The 26,065-nt window shown below is 59.2% G+C and carries 22 protein-coding genes; 14 read left to right on the plus strand and 8 right to left on the minus strand.

Going from position 1 to position 26,065, the window contains the following annotated elements; all coding sequences use genetic code 11:
- Positions 1-148 precede the first annotated feature (148 nt).
- The 8 genes from ACM6IT_RS06245 (at position 149) to ACM6IT_RS06280 (ending at position 10,828) form a co-directional block, all read left to right on the plus strand.
- Complete coding sequence (locus tag ACM6IT_RS06245; protein ID WP_056727087.1) at positions 149-463, plus strand: DUF883 family protein; 315 nt, start codon at positions 149-151, stop codon at positions 461-463.
- Between the two features lies 1 nt (position 464).
- A complete protein-coding gene (locus tag ACM6IT_RS06250) occupies positions 465-854 on the plus strand; it encodes a phage holin family protein (RefSeq protein WP_223542441.1) in 390 nt (129 codons plus the stop codon).
- Entirely contained in the window at positions 851-1,195 is a 345-nt protein-coding gene (locus tag ACM6IT_RS06255) for a hypothetical protein (RefSeq protein WP_056727089.1), read from the plus strand. Before ACM6IT_RS06250 ends, ACM6IT_RS06255 begins: the two co-directional genes overlap by 4 nt.
- Positions 1,196-1,411: 216 nt before the next feature.
- Positions 1,412-2,740, plus strand: coding sequence for a deoxyguanosinetriphosphate triphosphohydrolase (locus tag ACM6IT_RS06260; protein WP_056727090.1), 1,329 nt, complete (start codon positions 1,412-1,414; stop codon positions 2,738-2,740).
- Between the two features lie 178 nt (positions 2,741-2,918).
- Complete coding sequence (locus tag ACM6IT_RS06265) at positions 2,919-3,311, plus strand: response regulator (protein ID WP_414914990.1); 393 nt, start codon at positions 2,919-2,921, stop codon at positions 3,309-3,311.
- A 245-nt stretch (positions 3,312-3,556) separates the two neighbouring features.
- The gene (locus ACM6IT_RS06270; protein WP_056727435.1) at positions 3,557-4,183 is read left to right on the plus strand and encodes a response regulator transcription factor; all 627 of its coding nucleotides are present in this window, start codon (positions 3,557-3,559) and stop codon (positions 4,181-4,183) included.
- Between the two features lie 8 nt (positions 4,184-4,191).
- Positions 4,192-7,833, plus strand: coding sequence for a transporter substrate-binding domain-containing protein (locus tag ACM6IT_RS06275; protein ID WP_414917714.1), 3,642 nt, complete (start codon positions 4,192-4,194; stop codon positions 7,831-7,833).
- Positions 7,834-7,882: 49 nt separating this feature from the next.
- Positions 7,883-10,828 (plus strand): HD domain-containing phosphohydrolase, encoded by a 2,946-nt coding sequence (locus ACM6IT_RS06280; RefSeq protein ID WP_414917715.1) that lies wholly within the window; start codon positions 7,883-7,885, stop codon positions 10,826-10,828.
- Here the strand turns inward: ACM6IT_RS06280 and ACM6IT_RS06285 are convergent, their stop codons facing one another.
- Complete coding sequence (locus ACM6IT_RS06285) at positions 10,829-11,311, minus strand: GAF domain-containing protein (protein ID WP_414914987.1); 483 nt, start codon at positions 11,309-11,311, stop codon at positions 10,829-10,831.
- Entirely contained in the window at positions 11,308-12,198 is an 891-nt protein-coding gene (locus ACM6IT_RS06290) for an ATP-binding protein (RefSeq protein ID WP_095944936.1), read from the minus strand. The genes ACM6IT_RS06285 and ACM6IT_RS06290 overlap by 4 nt, the downstream gene beginning before the upstream one ends.
- 123 nt (positions 12,199-12,321) lie before the next feature.
- Between ACM6IT_RS06290 and ACM6IT_RS06295 the strand changes: the two genes are divergently transcribed.
- Entirely contained in the window at positions 12,322-14,685 is a 2,364-nt protein-coding gene (locus tag ACM6IT_RS06295; RefSeq protein ID WP_056727096.1) for a response regulator, read from the plus strand.
- Here the strand turns inward: ACM6IT_RS06295 and ACM6IT_RS06300 are convergent.
- From ACM6IT_RS06300 to msrB, 3 genes are all read right to left on the minus strand, one after another.
- A complete protein-coding gene (locus ACM6IT_RS06300; RefSeq protein ID WP_223541075.1) occupies positions 14,669-15,130 on the minus strand; it encodes a MarR family winged helix-turn-helix transcriptional regulator in 462 nt (153 codons plus the stop codon). The genes ACM6IT_RS06295 and ACM6IT_RS06300 overlap by 17 nt on opposite strands.
- A complete protein-coding gene (locus ACM6IT_RS06305; protein ID WP_056727098.1) occupies positions 15,127-15,612 on the minus strand; it encodes a glutathione peroxidase in 486 nt (161 codons plus the stop codon). The genes ACM6IT_RS06300 and ACM6IT_RS06305 overlap by 4 nt, the downstream gene beginning before the upstream one ends.
- Before the next feature lie 198 nt (positions 15,613-15,810).
- A complete protein-coding gene (msrB, locus tag ACM6IT_RS06310; RefSeq protein WP_046043423.1) occupies positions 15,811-16,206 on the minus strand; it encodes a peptide-methionine (R)-S-oxide reductase MsrB in 396 nt (131 codons plus the stop codon).
- 226 nt (positions 16,207-16,432) lie between these two features.
- Here msrB and ACM6IT_RS06315 point away from each other — a divergent pair, with 226 nt between their 5' ends.
- Together ACM6IT_RS06315 and htpX are read left to right on the plus strand one after the other, a co-directional pair.
- Positions 16,433-17,644, plus strand: a complete 1,212-nt coding sequence (locus ACM6IT_RS06315) for a pyridoxal phosphate-dependent aminotransferase (protein WP_007973513.1) — start codon at positions 16,433-16,435, stop codon at positions 17,642-17,644.
- Between the two features lie 315 nt (positions 17,645-17,959).
- The gene (gene htpX / locus ACM6IT_RS06320) at positions 17,960-18,850 is read left to right on the plus strand and encodes a protease HtpX (protein ID WP_007973520.1); all 891 of its coding nucleotides are present in this window, start codon (positions 17,960-17,962) and stop codon (positions 18,848-18,850) included.
- A 188-nt stretch (positions 18,851-19,038) separates the two neighbouring features.
- Here the strand turns inward: htpX and ACM6IT_RS06325 are convergent, their stop codons facing one another.
- Complete coding sequence (locus ACM6IT_RS06325; protein ID WP_056727099.1) at positions 19,039-19,695, minus strand: thiopurine S-methyltransferase; 657 nt, start codon at positions 19,693-19,695, stop codon at positions 19,039-19,041.
- Positions 19,696-19,797: 102 nt separating this feature from the next.
- Here ACM6IT_RS06325 and ACM6IT_RS06330 point away from each other — a divergent pair, with 102 nt between their 5' ends.
- On the plus strand, positions 19,798-20,565 hold the full coding sequence (locus ACM6IT_RS06330; protein ID WP_056727100.1) for a DODA-type extradiol aromatic ring-opening family dioxygenase: 768 nt from the start codon (positions 19,798-19,800) through the stop codon (positions 20,563-20,565).
- 169 nt (positions 20,566-20,734) lie between these two features.
- On the opposite strand, the gene ACM6IT_RS06335 is transcribed toward ACM6IT_RS06330, so the two are convergent.
- The gene (locus ACM6IT_RS06335) at positions 20,735-22,408 is read right to left on the minus strand and encodes a DEAD/DEAH box helicase (protein WP_414917716.1); all 1,674 of its coding nucleotides are present in this window, start codon (positions 22,406-22,408) and stop codon (positions 20,735-20,737) included.
- Between the two features lie 422 nt (positions 22,409-22,830).
- Here ACM6IT_RS06335 and ACM6IT_RS06340 point away from each other — a divergent pair, with 422 nt between their 5' ends.
- Complete coding sequence (locus ACM6IT_RS06340; protein WP_056727102.1) at positions 22,831-23,622, plus strand: crotonase/enoyl-CoA hydratase family protein; 792 nt, start codon at positions 22,831-22,833, stop codon at positions 23,620-23,622.
- Between the two features lie 89 nt (positions 23,623-23,711).
- Here ACM6IT_RS06340 and ACM6IT_RS06345 read toward each other — a convergent pair whose 3' ends face one another.
- The gene (locus ACM6IT_RS06345; RefSeq protein ID WP_414914985.1) at positions 23,712-24,467 is read right to left on the minus strand and encodes a spermidine synthase; all 756 of its coding nucleotides are present in this window, start codon (positions 24,465-24,467) and stop codon (positions 23,712-23,714) included.
- Between the two features lie 150 nt (positions 24,468-24,617).
- Between ACM6IT_RS06345 and ACM6IT_RS06350 the strand changes: the two genes are divergently transcribed.
- Positions 24,618-25,964: a class II 3-deoxy-7-phosphoheptulonate synthase gene (locus tag ACM6IT_RS06350; RefSeq protein WP_414917717.1), complete on the plus strand. Its 1,347-nt coding sequence runs from the start codon at positions 24,618-24,620 to the stop codon at positions 25,962-25,964.
- The last annotated feature ends 101 nt before the right edge of the window (positions 25,965-26,065 follow it).

Here is a 26,065-nt window from a genome sequence, read left to right on the forward strand (position 1 = left end):
CGGTTTTACTGGAATCATGCCCGGCAATAGCGCAATGGTGCGGACCGGCGCACCAAGACTCAGCAAAAGTTGTACCAGTCATTTGTACTGAACCTTCGCCGAAGGCTCATACTCGAACGCATCAGATAGCCACTTAAGGAGATCCATCATGGCCCGCACCCAGGCAAAGACTGCTCAAGAAATCCTGATGAACGACTTTCAGACACTGGTCAGTGACACCGAGCGCTTGCTGGAACACACCGCGACCCTGGCCGGCGATCAGGCCGACGAGTTGCGCGAGCAGATCCACGAGAGTCTCTTGCGTGCCCGTGAAACCCTGAAACTGACCGAAGACTCCCTGCGCGAACACGGCAAGGCTGCTGTCACCGCCACTGAAGACTATGTCCAGGCCAACCCTTGGCAATCCGTGGGGATCGCGGCCGGCGTGGGTTTCCTGATCGGCCTGCTGGCCAGCCGGCGCTGATATGTCGATCGGCGAATCCGGCCCGTCCGTGACGGGAACAAGCTCCTCATCGCGGCGCCTGGGTGCTGCCTTCCTTGGGTTGCTGCACAGCCATGTCGAGCTGTTCGGCATTGAATTGCAGGAACAAAAAGCCCGCACCGTCAGCCTGTTGCTATTTGCCGGCCTGGCGCTGGTGTTTGCGTTGCTGCTGCTGGTAGGGCTGTCGACGCTGGTGCTTATCCTGTTCTGGGACACGTACCGCCTGGCCGCCATCATCGGGCTCTGCGTGTTCTACTTCCTCGCCGCCATATTCTGTGGGATGCGCTTGAGAGCGGCGATTTTCGATGAGTCCTCGCCTTTCCATGGCACCCTGGAAGAGTTGGCCAATGATCGGGAGCGCCTGCTGCCATGAGCCTGCCTGAATTGCCACAAAACAGCTCGCGCGCGCAAATGCGCAAGGCCCTGATCCGCTTGCGCATGGAAATGCACCGTCAGGAAATCCGCCACGAATCCGCGCAACTGCTGCAGCCCTTGCAACGGGTGCGCGGGATGACACAAAACCTGCAGGACGGCTTTGGCATCAAGCACGCTCCACTCTGGGGCGTGGCCGCCGTTACCTTGCTGGGCTTTCTGACCGGCAAGGGTGCAAAAAACGGGGGTAGCCTCAGCAGCCTGACCCGGCTGATCCGTCTCGGCACCACACTGGGGCCGCTGGTCAAACTGATCATGCAGGGCTCCTCACGCAAAGACTGATCAGTTTCTTTCTGGCTGCGTCCTTGCAACATCGACGGGATGCGCCCCTCTATCGGGGGGCGCAATCCTGTGCGCCTACCCGGTCGACAGGCATCCGCCAAAAAAAGATCTTGCAAAAAGACCTCGATATCGCCGCCGCCGGGTGGTAGTTCCGCTTGCAGGTCATGGCGCGAAACGGGAAGCTAGGCCATCAGTCACCTGACGGAGAGACCCGCCTTGGATTGGCACACCCTGCTTACCCGCGAACGCCTCGGAAAACCTCTGCACAGCCCTGAAGAACTCGGCCGCAGCCCTTTTCACAAAGACCACGACCGCATCATTTTTTCGGGGGCTTTCCGCCGCCTCGGGCGCAAGACCCAGGTCCATCCGGTGTCCAGCAATGATCACATTCATACGCGCCTGACCCATTCACTGGAAGTCAGCTGTGTGGGTCGTTCGCTGGGCATGCGCGTCGGCGAAACCATCCGCAGCGCCCTGCCCGAATGGTGCGAACCCAGCGACCTGGGGATGGTGGTGCAATCGGCCTGCCTGGCACATGACATCGGCAACCCGCCGTTCGGCCATTCCGGTGAAGACGCGATCCGTCATTGGTTCCAGCAAGCCGCCGGCCGCGGCTGGCTGGATGCCATGAGTGAGGCCGAGCGCAATGACTTCCTGAATTTCGAAGGCAATGCCCAAGGCTTTCGGGTACTCACTCAACTGGAGTATCACCAGTTCGACGGCGGCACCCGACTGACCTATGCAACGCTGGGCACGTACCTGAAGTATCCATGGACGGCCAGGCACGCCGACTCGCTGGGCTACAAGAAACACAAGTTCGGCTGTTATCAGAGCGAGCTGCCACTGCTGGAGCAGATCGCCCATAAACTCGGCCTGCCACAAGTGGAGGAGCAACGTTGGGCGCGGCACCCGCTGGTGTACCTGATGGAGGCCGCCGACGATATCTGCTATGCGCTGATCGACCTGGAAGACGGCCTGGAAATGGAGTTGCTCGAATACGCCGAAGTCGAATCCCTGCTGCTTGGCCTGGTGGGCGATGACTTGCCGGAAACCTATCGCCAGCTCGGTCCCGGCGATTCGCGCCGACGCAAACTGGCGATCCTGCGCGGTAAAGCCATCGAACACTTGACCAATGCCGCGGCCCGCGCCTTCGTCGAGCAACAGGATGCGCTGCTGGCCGGCACACTGCCTGGCGATCTGGTGGAACACATGCACGGTCCCGCCAAGCGTTGCGTGCTCAATGCCAAGGACATGGCCCGCAAGAAGATCTTCCAGGACAAGCGCAAGACCCTGCACGAGATCGGCGCCTACACCACGCTGGAAATCCTGCTCAACGCCTTTTGCGGTGCCGCGCTGGAGCAGCATAATGGACGCACGCCGTCGTTCAAGAGCCGCCGCATCCTTGACCTGCTGGGCAACAATGCACCCGATCCTCACGGCTCGTTGCATACCTCCTTTTTGCGCATGATTGATTTCATTGCCGGCATGACCGACAGCTATGCCAGCGACATGGCCTTGGAAATGACCGGCCGCGCCAGCCACTGAGATGAATCGACTGATCAGCCATTACGGCATTCGTTATGGCTGATCCCCCCTTCAACATCCAACAGCATTCAAGCTTCGTCGAATCGCCCTACAGCACATGGCGAGCAAACTGATCGCTTGCCCGGTACTCTCGCGAAACAATCTCCCTCCCTTCTGTTCGACAGATGAAGTGCGCCCCATGGCCAAAGACGATCTACGCATCCTCGTGGTGGAAGACCATCCTTTCCAACTAATAGCCACTCAATACCTGCTGGAAAGTTATGGCTTCACCCGACTGACGACCACCGACAGCGCCAAAGGCGCCCTGCTGCAAATGCTCGGGGCAGACCAACCGTTCGACATCCTCTTATGCGATCAATGCCTGCCCGATCTGACGGGACTCGAACTGGTCCGGTTCGCCAGCCAGCGGGGCCTGATCAGGCAGGCGATCATTCTGAGCAGCCTGACGACGTCTGAACTGGATGAGCTTGAAAAAACGGCAACCGAATACGGGCTGCCATTATTGGGTTACTTGATAAAACCACTGAAACAATCTGAATTTAGAGACTTGTTGACCTCAGCACCACTATAGAAAAAAACATATAAAAGCTGATAAACGCACAGTGAAAAACTTACAAACATCCTCCTTTTAAAGTATGCCCGCACATCGGACTATTTTCAGCCTTCCTAATAAGAAACCTAGTTAATACGTAGTCCTATTCTTTTTAATATGTAGGATTTTTCCTATATTGCTGCTACAGGACAGTCAGTTCATGCGCCCCTTCAAGTATCTGAGCTATGGTGCGCGCTTTATTTGAGCTCGCATGGGACTTGATTATGAACTCCGTTTTTATTGTCGACGATCACCCGGTTATCCGCCTTGCCGTTCGAATGTTACTGGAACATGAAGGTTACAAAGTCGTCGGCGAAACTGACAATGGGGTCGACGCCATGCAGATGGTTCGCGAATGCATGCCGGACCTGGTCATTCTCGACATCAGCATTCCAAAACTGGATGGCCTGGAAGTGCTATCCCGATTCAATGCAATGAACACCCCTCTTAAAACACTGGTGCTGACAGCACAATGCCCGACACTTTTCGGTATTCGTTGCATGCAGTCAGGTGCATCAGGCTATGTCTGCAAACAAGAGGACATCAGTGAACTGGTCAGCGCCATAAGAGCGGTATTTGCAGGTTACAACTATTTCCCGAGCGAAGCCTTGAACCCCGTCCGCGGAGATGAAACACGCTGCATTGAACTGGAACTATTCAAGTCGGTAAATGACCGGGAACTGATGGTATTGCAACTTTTTGCCCAAGGTCGCACAAATAAGGAAATCGCCAAGGGCATGTTTCTGAGTAACAAGACCGTGAGCACCTACAAAAAGCGCCTCATGCAGAAACTCAAAGCCAAATCCCTGGTTGAACTGATCGAGATGGCTAAACGTAACGCACTCGTGTGAGAACCTGGATGCCCAGCCGTTTGAAGGTCTATCTGATTCAACTGACCGCAGGTCTATGCGTGAGCACCACGTTGTTCGGCGCACCGGGCAATGAAAACTACACGCTGCTCAGCCGCTCGAAGGTCGGAGCGCTGGAGGTTCGGCTGGATGAATCCCAGCGACAATGGATAACACAAAAAACACAGCTGACGCTCGGTACGTCGGCCCCGGACTATCCACCATTCGACCTGACCACCAGTGGTCGGGACTATGAAGGGTTTACCGCTGATTACGCCGGTCTCCTGGAAAAAGTAACCGGTCTGCCCGTCACGGTTCAGCGTTTCGATTCCCGAGGGGCCGCGATCACTGCGCTGGAGAACGGTGAAGTCGATCTGCTCGGCACCGCCAATGGATTCGAAGCTGGCAACGCCGACATTGCATTGTCCATACCCTATGCCGTCGACCAACCCGTATTGGTGACCCGCGAAGGGGAAACCCGATCCCTCACTGATGGCCTGGCCGGATTGCGCCTGAGCATGGTGTATCACTACTTGCCACTGGCGGAAGTCAAGGCGTTGTACCCGAAGGCGATCATCACGTCCTATCCGTCCTACCAGAATGCGATCAATGCCGTTGCTTTCGATCAGGCGGACGTGTTCCTCGGAGACACCATTTCAACTCACTACATGATCAACAAGGGGTACCTGAACAACATCCGCATGGCCAACTTCGGCAAACATGAAGCCTTTGGTTTCAGCTTCGCCGTCAACCGGAACAATCCCGAACTACTCGGCATCATCAACGCGATGATCACAGCCATCCCCTCCAGTGAACGAGAAAACATCGCCAAACGCTGGAGCGCCGGCAGCGACATTCTGCTGACCGATCAAAAGCTGCAACTCACTGAGCGGGAAGAACGCTGGCTGAGCCACCACCCGATTGTGCGCGTTGTTGTCAACGAAGCTTTTGCGCCACTGACATTTTTCGATAGCAATGGCAATTTTCGTGGGGTCACCGCGGATTTGCTTGAGCTGATCAGGCTGCGCACCGGCTTGCGCTTTGATATCCGGCGCAGTCGAAGCGATGAAGAGATGATCAAACAGATCAAGGACAACAAGGTCGATGTGATCGCCGCATTACTCCCCAGCGCCCAACGTCAATCTCAACTGAACTTTACCCGCCCCTTTCTGGAAAACTCCTACGTCCTGCTGACCCGCAAAGCCGGAGACAGCCCGGCCAACCTCGCGCAGTTACAGGACAAGCGCCTGGCCATTGCCCGCGGCAATCCAATCATGGATTACCTGCGCAGAGAGTTTCCCCGGATCAAGTTGATCGAAACCCCGGACGCCTTCAGTGCCGTAGAGTTACTCGCCGAGGGCCAGGCAGAGGGCGCAGTGAACTCACTGGTCATTGCCAATTACTTCATTTCCTCGCGGCTGTTCGAGCACACATTGCAAATCAGCACCGCCATCGGCACTGAGCAGGCGGCGTTTTCCCTTGCCACCGCTCTGGACGCCAAAGAGCTGAACGCCATTCTCGACAAGGCGTTGCTGAGCATCTCGCCGGAAGAACTGGGCATCATCAACAGTCGCTGGCGCGGCTATTCGGCATCCTCGCAAAGCACCTGGCGCAACTATCAAAGACTGTTCTACCAAATCGTCATCGGTGCCGGCGTGCTATTGCTGATTTCCATTGCGTGGAACGACTACATGCGACGCCAGATCAAGCAACGCAAGGCCGCCGAACGTGCGCTGAACGATCAGTTCGAGTTCATGCGATCACTGGTCAATGGCACGCCCCATCCGATCTACGTGCGTGATCGCCAGGGGCTGCTGCAAAGTTGCAACGACAGTTACCTGCAAGCGTTCTGCGCCCGGCGTGAAGATGTCATCGGCAAAAGCGTCATGCAGGGATCGATGAGCAATGTGTTCGAAGCCCGGGAGTACCAGGCCGACTACCAGCGCGTAGTGGCCGAAGGCAGACCATTGATCGTCGATCGCGAACTGCACATTGGTGGCCGGCGGCTGACGATCTATCACTGGATTCTTCCCTATCGGGATTCCAGCGCAAAAGTGCAAGGCATTATCGGTGGCTGGATCGACATCAGTGAACGGCGGCAACTGCTTGATGATCTGCGTTGCGCGAAAGAACGCGCCGATAACGCCAACCGGGCCAAAAGCACGTTTCTGGCCACGATGAGCCATGAGATCCGTACGCCGATGAATGCAATCATCGGCATGCTTGAACTGACACTCAAGCGTCTTGATCATCAGCACCCGGAGCGTCCGGCCATCGATGTCGCGTACAACTCGGCGAAAGGGTTGCTGGAATTGATCGGCGACATTCTCGACATCGCCAGAATCGAATCAGGACGCTTGAGCCTGAGCCCGGAGCGGGTCAATCCGGGTGAACTTGTGACCTCGGTCGTACGAATTTTCGAAGGCCTGGCCCGACAGAAGGAACTCGAACTGGTGCTGGAGTTTTCATCGGCAAATACGACCTTCGATGTGTTGCTGGACCCATTGCGTTTCAAGCAGGTGCTGTCCAACCTGATCAGCAATGCCATCAAGTTTACCGAACAAGGCCAGGTCCGGATCATTGTCGAACTGCACCCGGCTACGCAACCTGAGCGTGTGCAAATGCGGGTGCAGGTTCACGACAGTGGCATCGGGATCAGCAAGCAGGATCAACAACGCCTGTTCGAACCCTTCGCTCAGGCTGACCATGCCATGCAATCGGCCAGGGGAGGCGCAGGACTGGGGCTGGTGATCAGCCGCAATCTCTGCGAGATGATGGGCGGTAGCCTGCAATTGCGCAGCGAGCCGGGCATCGGCACCCAAGTGGAGGTGTTGTTGCAACTGGAAACGTTGCCGCTGCAACAGTCGATCCAAGCGGTCGAAACCCAAGTTGTCGTCGCCATAACCCCATTGAATGTTCTGGTAGTCGACGATCACTCGGCCAATCGATTGCTCATGTGCCAGCAGTTGGAGTTTCTTGGGCATCGATTTACCGTCGCGTCCGATGGGCAGGAAGGATTGGAGGCATGGAGAGATCAGCCTTTTGATCTGGTGATCGCCGATTGCAACATGCCGGTCATGAACGGTTACCAGTTGGCCCGCGCCATTCGCCAGCATGAACGCCAACTCCATCGCCCTCCCTGCACCGTTCTCGGCTTTACCGCCAACGCTCAACCGGAAGAAATAAAACGCTGCAAACAGGCCGGAATGAACGACTGCCTGTTCAAACCCCTCAGCCTCGGGGCCTTGGGACAATGGGTGCAAGGCATAGAACCCGGCCAGGCAGCTCCGGCGTTCAGCCTTCACGGTTTGAAACAGCTGACCGGGGGCAACCCGATGTTGAACCGACGATTGCTGAACGAGTTGGTCAGCAGCAACCGCCAGGACCTGCCAACGCTACTGTCGTTATCCAGCTCCGGGGATACCCAGGCGCTACGGGACATTGCCCACAAAATCAAAGGTGCGGCCCGGATCGTACAGGCCTCCCGCCTGATTGACTGCTGCGAGGCACTCGAAGCCGCCTGCCATGAGGATTTCGATCGCGAAAAAGTGGCCGGATGCTGCAAAGCCATGGAGCGTGCCATGCTCGAACTGGAGGACGCGTTGCTACGTCAGATCGAGCATTACGACGAAGGCAAAATGCCAGAGCCTTAACTATGCTTGGCCCCTCGGCAGTGTGTTGACCATCCTGGAGAAACCCGCAATGCCTGACCCACTGCGCACGGATCCACGCCGGTTTCCGCTGCATGTCCATATCAGCGTGATGTTCACCCTTCTACTGTTACTGACCGGGACTGCCCTGGGGCTTTTCAACTACCGGCAAACCACACAGATCATCTTGTCCAGCAGTGAAAAACTCTTCAACCGCATTGAGCAGGATGTCCGGCTGGACCTGCACGCGACCTATGACCCCATTCGTCATCTGTTGAGCCTGCTGGCACTCAATCCGGCGGGCCAGTCCCCTGATCTGGAACAACGCCTGGCACTGCTCGAACCGTTCAGCCAGTCACTCGAGGACAACCCCAACCTGGCTTCGCTGTACCTGGGCTACGACAATGGTGACTTTTTCATGGTCCGCCCGCTGCGCACCCCAGCGGTCAAAGCCCTGGTCAAGGCACCGGACACGGCGGTTTACCAGGTCTGGAGCATCGAGCACGACAGCAGCGGCCAGGCCCGCTCCCAGTCATTGTTTTTCGACCGGAACCTGGTACTTGTCAGCCGTCAGGACAACCTGAACGATACGTACGACCCACGCGACCGCGCCTGGTTTACCAGCGCCCGCGGCGACAATGACCAGATCACCACCGAACCCTATATTTTCTTTTCCACCCACAACATCGGCACGACACTGGCACGACGCAGCGGCGACAAGGCAATCCTGGCCGCTGACCTGACCCTGGCTGAACTCAGCGCGACCCTGGCCAAGCACGTCGTGACCCCCAACACCGAAATCGTGCTGTTCGATGCCCAAGGCAATGCCATTGCCTACCCCGACAGCCGCAGGCTGATCATCGATGATCAGACGTCCCGCCTGATCAAGGCGGCGGACCTGAGCCCCAGCCTGGGTGCGTTGCTCAACAGTCCCCCTCAGGGCAGTCACCTGAACGCCAGCGGCCGGCAGTGGATCGTGGCCCGCAGCAGCATGCAGGAAGGCGGCCCCCAAGGACTGCAACTGGCGCTGCTGGTACCGGAGGACGAGTTGCTCGTCGACGCGTACCGGATGCGCTGGCAAGGTGCGCTCATTACCCTGGCAATCCTGCTGTTATGCGTGCCCCTGGGTTGGCTGACGTCGAGAGTCCTGGTCAAGCCCTTGCGCGCCCTGGTGCAGGAGGCCGATGCGATTCGCAGCTTCGATTTCAATTTTCCGCTTTCCCGTCGCTCGCCAGTGCTCGAAGTCGACCAGCTGAGTGTGTCGATGGCACGGATGAAAGACACCCTGGCAAGCTTCTTCCAGATCACAGACAGCCTCAGCGCCGAAACCCGCTTCGCCCCACTGCTGGAACGGGTGTTGTTTGAAACCGTGAAAATCGGTCAGGCCCAGGCCGGCCTGATCTATCTGCGCGAAGGTGATGGCGAGCACATGGAACCTCACGGACTGGTGATCAACAACACCGCCGAGAACCTGCAAGCCTTCGACATCCGCGGACACTCGCTCAAGAACCCGCAAAGCCCCCCATGGCTGCACCAGTTGGCCAACGTCGACACTGTCGTCAGCAACCTGGGTTTCGAGCAGGCAGATGATCTGCGGAAAATCCTGCTCTCGCTGGAAAGCCCCCGGGTCCATCTGATCGGAATCCGCCTGCACAATCGCCACAACGAAACCGTGGGTCTGCTGGTGTTGCTGTTGGCCGACAGCGGCGAGCAGAGCGATCTGGACAAACTGCGGCCGGACCGCATTGCGTTTCTCCAGGCGGTGTCCGGCGCGGCTGCCGTGTGTATCGAAAGCCAGCGCCTGCAAGCCCGGCAAAAACAGCTGCTGGACGCCTTCATTCAACTGCTGGCCGGCGCCATCGACGCCAAAAGCCCCTACACCGGCGGCCATTGCCAGCGGGTGCCGGAACTGACCCTGATGCTTGCCCAAGCGGCGGCAGACAGCCAGGAGCCCGCCTTCAGCGCTTATCAGCCAACCGAAGATGAATGGGAGGCACTGCACATCGCCGCCTGGCTGCACGATTGCGGCAAGGTCACCACGCCGGAATACGTTGTCGACAAAGCCACGAAACTGGAAACCCTGACCGATCGCATCCACGAGATCCGTACCCGCTTCGAGGTGCTCAAGCGCGATGCCTGGATCAGCTACTGGCAGGCCATTGCCCTGGGCGGTGACGAGCGAGCGCTGGCGGAACTGCGCAATACCAGCCTGGCCGGACTGGATGATGATTTCGCCTTTGTGGCCCGTTGCAATCTCGGCGGCGAAGCCATGGCCGACGCTGATCTGCAACGCCTGCGCCGCCTGGCTGAACGCACCTGGACCCGGACCCTGGATGACCGATTGGGCGTGTCCTGGGAAGAAAACCGGCGTCAGGCCCGAACGCCTGCCCCAGCCCTGCCCGTCAGCGAACCCTTACTGGCGGACAAACCCGAGCACCTGTTCGAACGCAGCGAAAACGAAGTGATACCGCAAGACAATCCCCTGGGCTTCAAGCTCGACGTTCCGCCCCACAAATACAACCGCGGCGAGCTGTACAACCTGAGCATCGTCCGGGGCACACTGACGAGCGAGGAGCGTTATGTCATCAATAACCACATCGTTCAGACGATCCAGATGCTCAACCATCTGCCATTCCCCGGGCACTTGCGCAGCGTCGCGGAAATAGCCGGCGGGCATCACGAAAAAATGGACGGCAGCGGGTATCCGAAACGCTTGAAGCGAGAAGAGATGAGCCTGCCGGCGCGGATGATGGCGATTGCCGATATTTTCGAAGCCTTGACGGCCGCCGACCGCCCATACAAAAAAGCCAAGACCCTGAGCGAGGCGCTGAGCATCATGGCGTTCATGTGCCGTGATGCCCACATAGACCCGCAGCTGTTCGGGCTGTTCATCAAGGCACGGATCTATTTGCAGTACGCCAGGCGCTTCCTCGACCCCGGGCAGATCGATGCGGTGGACGCCTCCGGCCTGCTGGCCAAGGCCGGCCTGGCGTCTTGATCAGCAGTCGGTCAGGCGCAGGAAAATCGCCGCCAGCTGTTCGATCCCGGCTTGGTCCTGCGCGGTGAAACGCGCAAGTTTCGGACTGTCGAGGTCAAGCACGCCGATCAATCGGCCGTCTTTGACCAACGGCACCACCAGTTCGCTGTTCGAGGCGCTGTCGCAGGCAATGTGACCGGGGAACGCGTGCACATCTTCGACTCGTTGAGTCTGCAGGGTGGCTGCCGCCGTCCCGCAAACGCCACGGCCGAACGGAATCCGTACGCAAGCGATCTGCCCCTGAAACGGGCCCAGCACCAGCTCTTCATGACGGTTGAGGTAGAAACCGGCCCAGTTCAAGTCATCGAGTTGATTGAACAGAAACGCCGAGAATTGTGCGGCATTGGCGATAAAATCCCGCTCGTCCGCCAGCAATGACTCCAGCTGTGCGTGCAGCATGCCGTAGCCTTCGAGGCCCTGGCCGCTCTTTTGTAAATCGATCATGCCTTGTGCTCCAACAGTTTCAGCCCGACCCAATAACGAGCAAATTGATAGGCGCAACGCCCATTGCGATTGCCTCGGCCGGTGGCCCAGCGTACCGCCAGGATGTCCAGTTCCTCGGTGCGCTGCCACGCCAGTCCGGCCTTGCCGGCCAACTGGCCGATCCAGTGCTCGACGACGTCGAGGAAGTGTTCCTGGGTAAACGGATAGAACGACAGCCACAGGCCGAAGCGGTCCGACAGCGCGATCTTGTCTTCCACCGCCTCGCTCGGATGCAGTTCGCCGTCGACCCGTTTCCAGTTTTCGTTGTCACTTTCCTTTTCCGGCACCAGGTGGCGACGGTTGGACGTGGCGTACAGCAAAACGTTGTCCGGCGCCTGTTCCAGCGAGCCATCGAGGACACTCTTGAGCACTCGGTAATCACCCTCGCCCGACTCGAACGAGAGGTCATCGCAAAACAACACGAAACGCTGAGGCAGTTTGCCGATCTGTTCGACCACTCGCGGCAGGTCTGCCAGGTGATCACGTTCAATCTCGATCAAGCGCAATCCGGCTTGAGCGTGCTCAGCCAGCAAGGCGCGCACCAGCGACGACTTGCCGGTGCCGCGTGAGCCCCAGAGCAAGGCGTGGTTGGCCGGCATGCCGTCGAGAAACTGTTGGGTATTGCGCCCAAGCTGCTCGACTTGCCGGTCGACGCCGATCAGGTCCGACAAACGCATGTCGAGGCTGACCTCCAGCGGCATCAGATAACCGCCGCGCGACTCGCGCTGCCAGCGCGCGGCCAGGCATTGGGTCCAGTCGATGGCTGGCCGGGGGGCCGGCAGCAACGGCTCGATACGGGCCAGAACGGCATCGGCGCGTTCAAGAAAAGCATTCAATCGGGAATCCACGACTTCTCCTCAGGCACGTTCACAGTAATGATGGTGATACAGCGACGAAACACAGCGTCACGCAAGCGGCGGCCCCCGCAGTACAAGCCTCGCGAGAACATCAGCAGGCATGCATGATCGACTATGCTTGAGCAGCGAAAGGAAACCGAAGTGGTTCACCCCCTCATGGACATCAAATTCACCAACCGGCTGTCATTCAAGCAAGCCCGGCTTACTGTGCTGGTCGGTTTCATTCTGGGCACGCTGCTCAGCCTGCTGCAAATAGGCATCGATTATGCCAGTGAAGACGCCTCCATCAATCGTGAAATCCTTTCATTGCTGGAAATCAGCCACAACCCGGCCTCGCGAATCGCCTACAACATCGACGCCGAACTCGCCAAGGAACTGACCCTGGGCCTGCTGCGCTCGCCAGCGATCATCGGCGCAAAACTGACCGACAACAACGGTACCGTTCTGGCCAACGTCAAGCGACCCGGTGTGGAAAACGGTTACCGGATGCTCAGTGACTTCCTGTTCGGCGCCAACCGACAGTTCGAAGACCGGCTTTACCTGGATCATATGCCCAACGAATCCCTGGGTACGCTGCGGCTGAACGTCGATACTTACGCCTTCGGCGACCGATTCCTGCGCCGGGCCGAAGTGACCCTGATCAATGGCTTCGCCCGCAGCCTGCTGCTGTCCGGCATCCTGCTGGCGCTGTTCTATGTGATGCTGACCAAACCCCTGGTGCGAGTCATCCGTGAACTCAGCGGTCGCGACCCGGGCAGCACCGAATCGACCTCACTGGAGTGTCCCACCGGACACGCCAACGATGAAATTGGCGTGCTGGTCAAGGTTGCCAACCAGCAATTCAAGAACATCGCCACCGAAATCCAGCAGCGGCGCAACGCGGAAAACCGCCTGACCGAATACCTCGGCCAACTGGAAAATATCGTCTCGGCCCGCACTGCCGAACTCAAGGCGATCAACGCGCGGTTGAGCCAATCCAACGAGGAACTGGAAGCCGCCCGCAGTACCGCCCTCGACATGGCCGAAGCCCGCTCGGTGTTCCTGGCCAACATGAGCCATGAAATCCGCACGCCTCTCAATGGCTTGCTCGGGATGATCGCGCTGTCACTCGACGGGCCGCTGAATGCCGAACAACAGCAGCAACTGTCTATCGCCCATGACTCGGGCAAAGTGCTGGTGGAATTGCTCAACGATATTCTCGATTTGTCGAAGTTCGATGCCGGCCAACTCGAACTCGAACACATCCCCTTCGACCTCGGTTCGCTGATCGAAGACACCGCCAACCTGTTGTCGCAGAACGCCGCCCCCAGCGTCGAACTGACCTGCCTGATCGATCCGCATTTCCCGGCACTGGTGCTCGGCGATCCGACCCGGGTGCGGCAGATCGTCAGTAACCTGCTGTCCAACGCCCTCAAGTTCACCCGTTTCGGGCGGGTCGACGTGCGCCTGTCGACGTTCGGCGACGGCGTCAGGATCGAAGTGTGCGACACCGGCATCGGCATCCCCCAGGATGCCCAGGTCAAGATCCTCCAGCCTTTCACCCAGGCCGGCGCCGGTATTACCCGTCAGTTTGGCGGCACCGGGCTGGGCCTGGCCCTGACCTACAACCTTTGCGAAGCCATGCAAGGACGCCTGACGATCAGTTCCGAGGCTGGGTTTGGCAGCCAGTTCTGCGCAGACTTGCCTTTGCCCAGTCATACTCGCGCAATGCCTGCTGTTTCGCTCAAGGGCAAGGTCATTGCCATCACTGCCGCCAGCAGCGGTCTGGGGGAACTGTTGAACAGCCTGTTGCCTGTCTGGGGGCTGGACTATGAGCGGCGTTCGATGGATGACCCACTGTTTGGCCTGACAGCCGACGTGCTCATCACCGACTGCCCCGAATGCCTGTTCAATTTGCGCCCCACCCTCAGCGCGCCGATCCTGCTGATCACCGCTTACGGCAACTTCATGCCCAGCGAAGAGGCCAGCGCCCTCGCCCCCCTGCAACAACAGGCCCGCCCCTTGGCCCGCAGTACGCTGCTTCAGACGTTGCAGCGGATCCTGCAACCGCAAACCCACCCGATCAATGAGGCCAGGCTCGACACTCAATGCCCGCTACGCCGCGGACGAGTGCTGTTGGTGGAAGACAACCCGGTCAATCAGTTGGTGGCCAAGGGCATGCTCGGCAAACTCGGCTGTGAGGTCACCACCGCGGCTCATGGCGGCGAGGCCCTGGACCAACTCGAACAACGGGATTTCGACCTGGTGCTGATGGACTGCAACATGCCGGTGATGGACGGCTATGAAGCCAGCCGGCAAATCCGCCGCAACGGACGCTGGCCCCAACTGCCCATTGTTGCCCTGACGGCCAACGCCATGTCGGAGGAGCGTGAACGCTGTCGTGCCGCGGGCATGAGCGACTACCTGGCCAAACCCTTTCGGCGCGAAGAACTGGCCGCCCTGCTGGACCTGTGGATCCCCGCTACGACAACGCCTTGATCTGCCCCAACAGGTGATCGAGGCCATCGCGCAATTCGTTGAGACGATTCAGATCGACCCCGCTGTCGCACAACAGGCGCGCCTTGAGTGGCCCGACCTGGTCACGCAAGGCCGCGCCGGCTGGCGACAGGCTCAGGTGCACTTCACGCTCATCGCGCGCCGAACGCTGGCGTTGCACCAGTTGCAGTTGTTCCAGGCGCTTGAGCAAGGGTGTCAGCGTGCCGGAATCCAGGGCCAGACGCTCGCCCAATGCCTTGACGGTCGGTTGCTCCGGGGCCGCTTCCTGCCACTCCCACAACACCAGCATCGCCAGGTACTGAGGGTAAGTCAGGCCCAACTGATCGAGCATTGGCTTGTAGGCGCGAATCACCGCCCGGGAAGCCGCGTACAGCTTAAAACACAACTGGCTGTCGAGCTTCAGGGAATCGACTGACAAGGTATTCATTTGAGCAGGGCTTCGATCTCGCGGGTCAGGTCCTGCGGCTTGGTCGCCGGAGCGAAGCGCTTGACCAGTTGCCCGTCCTTGCCAATCAGAAATTTGGTGAAGTTCCACTTGATGCCCTGGGAACCCAGCACCCCCGGTGCGCGCTTTTTCAATTGCACGAACAGCGGATGGGCATCGGCACCGTTGACGTCGATCTTTTTGAACAGCGGGAAGCTGACACCGAAGTTCAACTCGCAGAACTCGGAGATCGCCCCTTCATTGCCCGGCTCTTGCTTGCCGAACTGGTTGCAGGGAAATCCGAGCACCACCAGACCCTGGTCCTTGTAGGTCTGCCACAACTCTTCCAGGCCCTTGTACTGCGGAGTGAAACCGCACTTGCTGGCCGTGTTGACCACCAGCACGGCCTTGCCGGCGAAATCCGCCAGGGTCTTTTGCTCGCCCTTGATCGTGGTGCAAGGGATGCTCAGCAGGTTGTCGCTCATGTTTGAGGTTCCGAACGAATGGAAGAAACAACAAAATAGCTAGCAATTTAATTGTGTGCAATTTAATTAATCAAAACACTGACCAACTGTAGAAGCTGCCGAAGGTTCGGGCCGCGTTCGGACGATCTTTTGACCTGGTCTTTCTTGAGGCCAAGAATCAAAAGATCGCAGCCTTCGGCAGCTCCTACGGGGCTCGCATTACTCGCGGGGCACCAGGTCCAGGCATACCGAATTGATGCAATAACGCAGGCCTGTCGGCGGCGGACCATCAGGGAATACATGCCCCAGGTGCGCGTCGCATTTGGCGCAGACCACTTCGGTGCGGATCATGCCGTGGCTGACATCACGGATTTCGGTCATGGCGCTGTCGCCGATCGGCGCGTAGAAACTCGGCCAGCCGCAGCCGGAATCGAACTTGGTCCTGGAGTCGAACAGTGGCTCGCTGCAGCAGATGCAGTGGTAGATACCGTCGGTCTTGGTGGCGTTGTATTTGCCGGAAAACGGACGTTCGGTGCCTTTGAGGCGGCACACGTTGTACTGCTCCGGGTCGAGCATCGCCTTCCATTCTTCCAGGGTTTTTTCCAACTTTTCCATCATCACACCTCAGCGGCTGAAAAAGCCCGATCTGTACCTTTTCCACGGATCGGGCGGCACGTATGATTGCGCCTCGTCAAACGCCAGTCTGGCAGCCAGACCACGCGCATTCAAACGGAAATATGGGTGCTGCATCTCAAGGCGTCAGGCCTGTGTGAATACGCAGGATTCCCAGCACGGTTGCCCAAACACCGTCTGGATCGTTCATTTTCGGGAACACATCGCCATGCAGGTCAGCAAATCGAACAAGCTCGCCAACGTCTGCTACGACATTCGCGGCCCGGTGCTCAAGCACGCCAAGCGCCTGGAAGAGGAAGGTCATCGCATCCTCAAGCTGAACATCGGCAACCCGGCGCCTTTTGGTTTCGAAGCACCGGATGAAATCCTCCAGGACGTGATCCGCAACCTGCCGACCGCCCAGGGCTACAGTGATTCCAAGGGCCTGTTCAGTGCGCGCAAGGCCGTGATGCAGTACTACCAGCAAAAGCAGGTGGAAGGCGTCGGCATTGAAGACATCTATCTGGGCAACGGCGTATCCGAACTGATCGTAATGTCGATGCAGGCGCTGCTCAACAATGGCGACGAAGTGCTGGTGCCAGCGCCGGACTATCCATTGTGGACCGCAGCCGTGAGCCTGTCCGGCGGCAATCCGGTGCATTACCTGTGCGACGAGCAAGCCAACTGGTGGCCGGACCTGGCTGACATCAAGGCCAAGATCACCCCGAACACCAAGGCCCTGGTGATCATCAACCCGAATAACCCGACCGGCGCGGTGTATTCGAAGGAAGTGCTGCTGGGCATGCTGGAACTGGCCCGCCAGCACAACCTGGTGGTGTTCTCCGACGAGATCTACGACAAGATCCTCTACGACGACGCCGTGCACATCTGCACCGCCTCCCTGGCGCCTGACCTGCTGTGCCTGACCTTCAACGGCCTGTCCAAGTCCTATCGCGTGGCCGGTTTCCGTTCCGGCTGGATCGCCATTTCCGGACCGAAACACCACGCCCAGAGCTACATCGAAGGCATCGACATGCTGGCGAACATGCGCCTGTGCGCCAACGTGCCGAGCCAGCATGCAATCCAGACCGCCCTGGGTGGCTATCAGAGCATCAACGACCTGGTACTGCCCCAGGGCCGCCTGCTGGAGCAACGCAACCGCACCTGGGAGTTGCTCAACGACATTCCGGGCGTGAGCTGCGTCAAGCCGATGGGCGCGCTGTATGCATTCCCGCGGATCGACCCCAAGGTTTGCCCGATCCATAACGACGAAAAGTTCGTCCTCGACCTGCTGCTCTCCGAGAAGCTGCTTGTGGTTCAAGGCACCGCCTTCAACTGGCCATGGCCAGACCACTTCCGCGTCGTGACCCTGCCCCGTGTCGATGACCTGGAGATGGCCATCGGACGCATCGGCGGCTTCCTCAAGTCCTACCGCCAGTAAGCGGTCCGTCACCGTGCGATGCCCCCGAACGTCGCACGGTGATTCATCCGGCAACATTTATTTGCATTGGGCCACTGGCCGTCGCTTTGTCGCTACCGGACAGCCCCTTGCCTGCCCACGCCTAACAAAGGCTGGGCCTTCGGCACGAATTGACTGACAAACACTTCCTGCACACTTGTCGGAAATGCCCTGCAAGCAGCTAGACTGTTGCCGTAGGACACAGTTTGAAATAGTCACCCGGTTGAATACCCCGGTGCAGCACCTTATATACCCCGCAGTACGCTACATCTTTAGCTTGAGGAGATTTCTACAACCATGATGCGCATCCTGCTGTTCTTGGCCACTAACCTGGCGGTCGTGCTGATTGCCAGCATCACCCTGAGCCTTTTCGGCTTCAACGGGTTCATGGCGGCCAATGGGGTTGATCTCAACCTCAATCAGCTGCTGATTTTCTGTGCGGTCTTTGGTTTCGCCGGTTCCCTGTTCTCGCTGTTCATCTCCAAGTGGATGGCGAAGATGAGCACCAGCACCCAGATCATCACCCAGCCACGTACCCGTCACGAGCAATGGCTGCTGCAAACCGTCGAGCAATTGTCCCGCGAAGCCGGGATCAAGATGCCCGAAGTCGGTATCTTCCCGGCCTACGAGGCGAACGCCTTCGCCACCGGCTGGAACAAGAACGACGCGTTGGTCGCGGTCAGCCAGGGTTTGCTCGAGCGCTTCTCGCCGGATGAAGTGAAAGCCGTCCTGGCCCACGAAATCGGCCACGTAGCCAATGGCGACATGGTTACCCTGGCATTGATCCAGGGCGTGGTGAACACCTTCGTGATGTTCTTCGCACGAATCATCGGCAATTTCGTCGACAAGGTGATCTTCAAGAACGAAGAAGGCCAAGGCATTGCCTACTACGTGGCAACCATCTTCGCCGAACTTGTTCTCGGCATCCTGGCCAGCGCCATCGTCATGTGGTTCTCGCGCAAGCGCGAATTCCGTGCCGACGAAGCCGGTGCAAACCTGGCCGGCACCGCCGCGATGATTGGCGCCCTGCAACGCCTGCGGGCGGAACAAGGCCTGCCGGTGCACATGCCCGACACCCTGAACGCCTTCGGCATTAACGGTGGCATCAAGCAAGGGTTCGCCCGCATGTTCATGAGCCACCCGCCACTGGAAGAGCGTATCGACGCTCTGGCTCGTCGTCGGGGCTAAGAGACTTCACAGCAAAAATGAAAAGGCCCGCAGCGATGCGGGCCTTTTTTTGCCTGTTCAAAAGCGTCAGTGCTTTTCAGGGCCTCTTCGTGGGCAAGCCCGCTCCCACAGGGAATCGCGGTCAAATGTGGGAGCGGCGGTGCGACGATTCGACTTGCTCGCGAAGAGGCCAGTACTGCTAACCGTTCCTACCGACTGGAAACCCGATACACACGCTCCTCCAGCCGCGTGACACCCGCCTCCAGGAATTTCCCGCTCTCGCTCAACACATCCTGATCTTCCAGGATCTTCAGCGCCCATGAGTCCCCGAACAACCGTCGCACCTCTTCATCGAGTACGGCAAACGGCGGACCGGGCATTTGCGCCTGGTCGTAATCCAGGGTAATCATCAGGCCAAGGGACTCCTTCGGCAGAATCCGCTTCAAATGGGCGGCGTAGCGCTCGCGCATTTGCGCCGGCAACGCGATCAACGCCGCGCGATCATAAAGCGCGGAGCAATCGGCAACGTCGCCTGCCGTCAGCTCGAAGAAATCGCCGCACCACAGCTCAATGGAACCTGCCCGATAAACCTTGAACGGCCCCTGCTCGCTAACGGCCGGATCAAAGCCATGTTCGCTGAAAAACTCCTCGACGGCTTTTTCCGACAGTTCGACTCCCAAGACCTCATGGCCTTGATGGGCGAGCCATAGCAGATCCAGGCTTTTTCCACATAACGGCACCAGCACGCGCGCGCCTTCTTCAAGGCTCAACGCTGGCCAGAACCGTTTCAGATAAGGGTTCACCTGTGGCAGGTGAAAGCCGATCTGGTTCGCCGCCCACTTCTTGTGCCAAAACTCCGGCTGCATAAATAACCCCGAAAATTCGATCAAAACACCCTAAAACTTATATTAGATTTAGATTAATGATCTGACTGAAGATGTTGCATCTTAACTCTCAGGAGCTCATTCATGTTCCCCAGCCTGTACATATCCCACGGCTCCCCCATGCTCGCCCTGGAACCCGGCGCCAGCGGGCCGGCACTCGCCCGCCTGGCCGCCGAATTACCGAAGCCCAAGGCCATTGTGATTGTTTCCGCACACTGGGAAAGCAATGAGCTGCTGGTCAGCGGCAATCCACAACCGGAAACCTGGCATGACTTCGGTGGCTTTCCCAAAGCCCTGTTCGAAGTCCAGTACCCGGCCCCCGGCGATCCACGACTCGCCGCAGAGGTTGCCGAATTACTGAAAACCGCTGGCTTTGCAGCACGTATCGACAGCAATCGACCTTTCGACCATGGCGTCTGGGTGCCTTTATCGCTGATGTACCCGCAGGCAGACATCCCGATTGTCCAGGTTTCATTGCCCACCCGTGGCGGTCCCGCCCTGCAGACCCGTGTTGGTCACGCGCTGGCCAGCCTGCGCGAGCATGGCGTGCTGCTGATCGGCTCCGGCAGCATCACTCACAACCTGCGGGAACTGGACTGGCATGCCGGCCCCGAGAGCGTTGAACCCTGGGCCCGGGCATTTCGCGACTGGATGATCGAAAAACTCGCCGCGAACGACGAAGACGCGCTGCACGACTATCGCGCGCAGGCGCCAAACGCTGTACGCAATCATCCGAGTGATGAGCACTTGTTGCCGTTGTATTTTGCCCGCGCTGCCGGGGGGCCGTTCAGCGTTGCCCATCAGGGGTTCACCATGGGGGCATTGGGCATGGACATCTATCGCTTCGGTTAGCCAATAAGGCAAAAGATCGTCCGAACGCGGCCCGAGCCTTCGGCAGCTCCTACGGAGGAATGTGATCCCATGTAGGAGCTGCCGCAGGCTGCGATCTTTTTTACAGGCATAAAAAATCCCCGAACCAGTCGGGGATTTTTCATGTTCGATCAATCAGCCCGAGAGCGGATCAATCTTCGCGGTAGCGACGCAGCTTCAACTGCTTGCCGGCAACGCGAGTGTCCTTCAGCTTGGTCAGCAACTTCTCCAGACCATCTTCCGGCAACTCGACGAGGCTGAAGCTGTCACGCACCTGGATGCGACCGATCGCTTCACGCGCCAGGCCACCTTCGTTGAGGATGGCGCCCAGCAGGTTCTTGGCAGCGATACCATCACGCGCGCCCAGCGCGGTACGGCAACGTGCACGGCCTTCGCCCAGTGGCATCGGAGCACGACGCTCGCGGTCGCCACGCTCAGGACGATCACCGGAACGCTCTGGACGATCGCCACGCGGTGCATTGTTCGGCACCAGTGGACGTTCTTTCTCGATAGCGGCCAGGTTCAGCGCTTGACCGTTGGTTGCCTTGCGCAGCAGGGCTGCGGCCAGGGCACGCGGGCTGCAACCGATGTCGGCGGTCAGGCGATCAAGCAGATCACCGTGAGTCGATTCGGCCTCGGCCACCAGCGGCGACAGGCTGTTGGTCAGTTTCTTGATGCGCGCATCCAGAACGGCTTGAGCGTCCGGCAGGCGAACTTCAGCAACCTTTTGACCGGTTACACGCTCGATCACTTGCAGCATGCGGCGCTCACGCGGAGTCACCAGCAGCAGCGCACGACCTTCGCGACCGGCACGGCCGGTACGGCCGATACGGTGAACGTAGGACTCCGGGTCGTACGGCATGTCAACGTTGAACACGTGAGTGATGCGCGGAACGTCCAGGCCACGAGCAGCAACGTCGGTCGCCACAACGATGTCCAGACGGCCATCCTTGAGGGAATCGATCACGCGCTCACGCTGGTTCTGGGCGATGTCACCGTTCAGCGCAGCGGCTTTGTAGCCTTTGGCTTCCAGGGCACTGGCCAGATCCAGGGTCGCTTGCTTGGTACGCACGAACATGATCAGGGCGTCGAAATCTTCCACTTCCAGCAAGCTGAGAACGGCCGAAGTCTTCTGGTCAGCGTGAACCAGCAGGTGAGCCTGCTCGATCGCGGTAACGGTCTGGGTCTTGGTCTGGATCTTCACGTGTTGCGGATCGCACAGGTGGCGTTCGGCAATGGCGCGGATCGACTGCGGCAAGGTGGCCGAGAACAATACGGTCTGACGGGTTGCAGGCAGAGCCTTGAAGATAACTTCCAGGTCGTCCATGAAACCCAGCTTGAGCATTTCGTCGGCTTCGTCGAGAACCAGGTGGTTCACGGTCGCCAGTACTTTTTCGTCGCGACGCAGGTGGTCGCACAGACGGCCCGGAGTGGCGACAACGATCTGTGCGCCATTACGGATTGCTTTCAGCTGTGGGCCCATCGGCGCGCCGCCGTAGACAGCCACAACAGTTACGCCCGGCATTTGCTTGGCGTAGGTTTCGAAAGCGGTTGCAACTTGTAGCGCCAACTCACGAGTTGGTGCCAGGATCAGGGCTTGCGGTTCGCGCTTTGCAGGATCGATGCGATGCAGGATTGGCAGGGCGAACGCAGCGGTTTTACCCGTACCGGTTTGCGCCTGACCAATCATGTCGTGACCGGCCATGATGATCGGGATCGATTGCTGCTGAATAGCCGATGGCTCTTCGTAGCCAGTCGCGGTGACGGCTGCAAGAATATTCGGATTAAGATTAAAAGCGGCGAAGCCGCCGGTTTCCTGGGTCATGGGTCTGCCTCTAAGTGCATCCGCAAAGACCCATGCTCCAAAGCTGCGCGTGCCGTGTTGAGACTCAAGAGTCGCCCTGGCAGCTTTGTCGGCGGGGATTTGCGAAAACGAATGAATGAAAAGAATCGTCAAGGGAGAGTCCGCAGTACGGACGTGCAGCCGAAGCTGGCTTCGGGGAATTGCTCTACCTAAACGCGGCCCGGCTAAAGGCCGGCGCGCACTATACCGGAATTTGCCCAAAAAGGGAGCTTTTTTTATCGGAAATCCACCGGATACGCCGTTGTGTCACAGGCTTTGCGAATAATCGGTCAGCCGTCTACTTTTCAAAGGCCCGGCCTTGCGGGTGATGGCGCTAAAACGGTTCACCCTTTGCCGTGCAGACCGCCGGTCCGGCACGCCCTTCCCACCCCGAGGATCGCTCCATGAATCAGCCCAGCTCCAGTCGAGTCAGCCGCGAACGGCATGGCCACGTGTTCCTGATCGGTCTGGATCGGGTGGCCAAGCGCAATGCCTTCGATCTCGACCTGCTCAACGCGTTGAGCCTGGCCTATGGCGAGTTCGAAGCCGACAGCGAGGCGCGGGTGGCGGTGGTGTTCGCTCATGGCGAGCACTTCACCGCCGGGCTCGACCTGGTCAATGCCAGCGTCACACTGGCAGATGGCTGGCAGGTTCCGCCCGGCGGCTGTGATCCGTGGGCGGTGTTCGCAGGCCCCAGGGTCAGCAAACCGGTGATCGTCGCCGCCCAAGGCTACTGCCTGACCATCGGCATCGAATTGATGCTGGCCGCCGACATCAACCTGTGCGCCAGCAATACCCGGTTTGCACAAATGGAAGTGCAACGGGGAATCTTCCCGTTCGGCGGTGCGACCCTGCGCCTGCATCAAGTCGCCGGTTGGGGGAACGCCATGCGCTGGTTGTTGACCGGTGACGAATTCGACGCCCGTGATGCCTTGCACCTGGGCCTGGTGCAGGAGGTCATGGCCAGCGAGGACTTGCTGCCCCGGGCGATTGAACTGGCCGAACGGATCGCCCGCCAGGCACCGCTTGGGGTTCAGGCGACACTGATGTCGGCGCGACAGGCCCGATATGAAGGGGAAACCGCGGCGGCAAAGGCGTTGCCGCTGCTGGTCAAGAAGTTGATGGCCAGCGAGGACGTCAAGGAAGGTGTGCGGTCGATGGTGGAGCGACGGCCCGGAGTGTTCAAAGGTTGCTGAAAGTCTGCGTAGGAGCTGCCGAAGGCTGCGATCTTTTGATCTTCAAAGATCGCAGCCTTCGGCAGCTCCTACAGGGGAATCTGTGCTCCTCAGGTGGCCGGGCGAATGCACTTGATCAACGAGTCCAGCGAATACCCTAACCGCGGCGCCAGCGTTTCGGCGCGGGCGATCAGGCCGTCCATGTCCAGTTCCTGGTCCAGCTCCGACGGCACGATCAGAATCACGTTGCCCTCCTTCACCGGCAGCTCCCAGTAATGTCGGTGGTATAAACCGCGCAACAAGGCGGCGCCCAGGGGTTTGCCATCGTCGGTAGCCCACTGATTGATGACCAGCCAGCCCCCCGGATTCAATCGCTTCTGGCAGTTTTCCAGAAAGCTCCAGGCCAGATGACCGACACCCGGCCCGACGTCGGTATAAAGGTCGACGAAAATCAGGTCCGCCGACTCAGCGGTGTCCAGCAGCTCCAGCGCATCGCCAACACGGATGTACAGGCGCGGATCGTCATCCAGCCCCAGATATTCAATGGCCAGGCGCGGTACATCCGGGCGCAGCTCGATGGCTTCGACATCTTCCAGCGGCAGGAACTTGAGGCAAGCCTGAGTCAGCGTCCCGGCGCCGAGGCCGAGAAACAGCGCACTTTCCGGTTGCTGGTGGCACAGCGCTCCGATCAGCATCGCCCGGGTGTAGTCGTACTCGAGCCAGCTCGGGTCGGCCGTGAACACGCAGCTTTGCTCGATGGCATCACCGAACTCGAGAAAACGGTAATCGGCCACTTCCAGCACGCGAATCACGCCGAACTCGTCCTGTACCTCGGCGAGCAGATGCTCGACGCGCTCCTCAGTCATTTCATCTCCTGATCGTCACCGGGGCCGGCAACGCAATAACACCGCGCGTGGAGAGCGGCAAAGGCGAGATTGTCGGCGAAGCGACGGGAACAGGTCACGCACTAATTTGCTGATAACATGGACGTCCGAGCGAAAACACTAGAGACCGTGATGAGCCAACCCTGGAGCCCTGACAGCTGGCGCGCCCTGCCGATCCAGCAACAACCCCGATACCCCGACGCCGCGCATTTGCAGCAGGTCGAGCAGACCTTGGCCAGCTATCCGCCGCTGGTGTTTGCCGGCGAAGCCCGGGAGTTACGCCGTCAGTTTGCCGAGGTGACCCAGGGCCGCGCGTTTCTGTTGCAGGGTGGTGACTGCGCCGAAAGCTTCGCCGAGTTCTCCGCGGCGAAAATCCGCGACACCTTCAAGGTGTTGTTGCAGATGGCAATCGTGATGACCTTTGCCGCCGGCTGCCCGGTAGTCAAGGTCGGGCGCATGGCCGGGCAGTTCGCCAAGCCCCGTTCGGCCAATGACGAAACCATCGATGGCGTGACCTTGCCCGCCTACCGTGGCGACATCGTCAACGGCATCAGCTTCGACGAAAAAAGCCGCGTGCCGGATCCGGAGCGCCTGCTGCAGTCCTACCACCAGTCCACCGCGACCCTGAACCTGTTGCGCGCCTTCGCCCAGGGCGGTTTCGCCGACCTGCACCAGGTGCACAAGTGGAACCTGGACTTCATCGCCAACTCGGCGCTGGCCGAGAAGTACAGCCACCTGGCCGATCGCATCGATGAAACCCTGGCGTTCATGCGCGCCTGCGGCATGGACACCTCGCCGCAGTTGCGCGAAACCAGTTTCTTCACCGCCCACGAAGCACTGTTGCTGAACTACGAAGAAGCCTTCGTGCGTCGCGACAGCCTGACCAACGATTACTACGACTGCTCGGCCCACATGCTGTGGATCGGTGACCGCACCCGCCAGCTCGACGGTGCCCACGTCGAATTCCTGCGCGGGGTGAACAACCCGATCGGGGTCAAGGTCGGCCCGAGCATGAACCCCGACGACCTGATTCGCTTGATCGATGTGCTCAACCCGGACAACGACCCGGGCCGCCTGAACCTGATCGCGCGGATGGGCGCTAACAAGGTCGGTGATCACTTGCCGCAGCTGATCCGCGCCGTCCAGCGTGAAGGCAAGCAGGTGCTGTGGAGTTCCGACCCGATGCACGGCAATACCATCAAAGCCAGCAGCGGCTACAAGACCCGCGACTTCGCGCAGATCCTTGGGGAGGTGAAGCAGTTCTTCCAGGTGCACGAAGCCGAAGGCAGTTATGCCGGTGGTATCCACATCGAGATGACCGGGCAGAACGTGACCGAGTGCATCGGTGGCGCGCGGCCGATTACCGAGGATGGCTTGTCGGATCGCTACCACACCCATTGCGATCCGCGGATGAATGCCGATCAGTCGCTGGAACTGGCGTTTTTGATTGCTGAGACACTGAAGCAGGTTCGACGCTAGATTTTGCTTGTCTGATAGACCGCCATCGCGAGCAAGCTCGCTCCCACAAGGGTCCGCGTTCGCCCAAACAACTCGGTCAACTGTGGGAGCGAGCTTGCTCG

This window comes from Pseudomonas sp. IT-P4 (assembly GCF_949767755.1).
GTDB lineage: Bacteria > Pseudomonadota > Gammaproteobacteria > Pseudomonadales > Pseudomonadaceae > Aquipseudomonas > Aquipseudomonas monachiensis.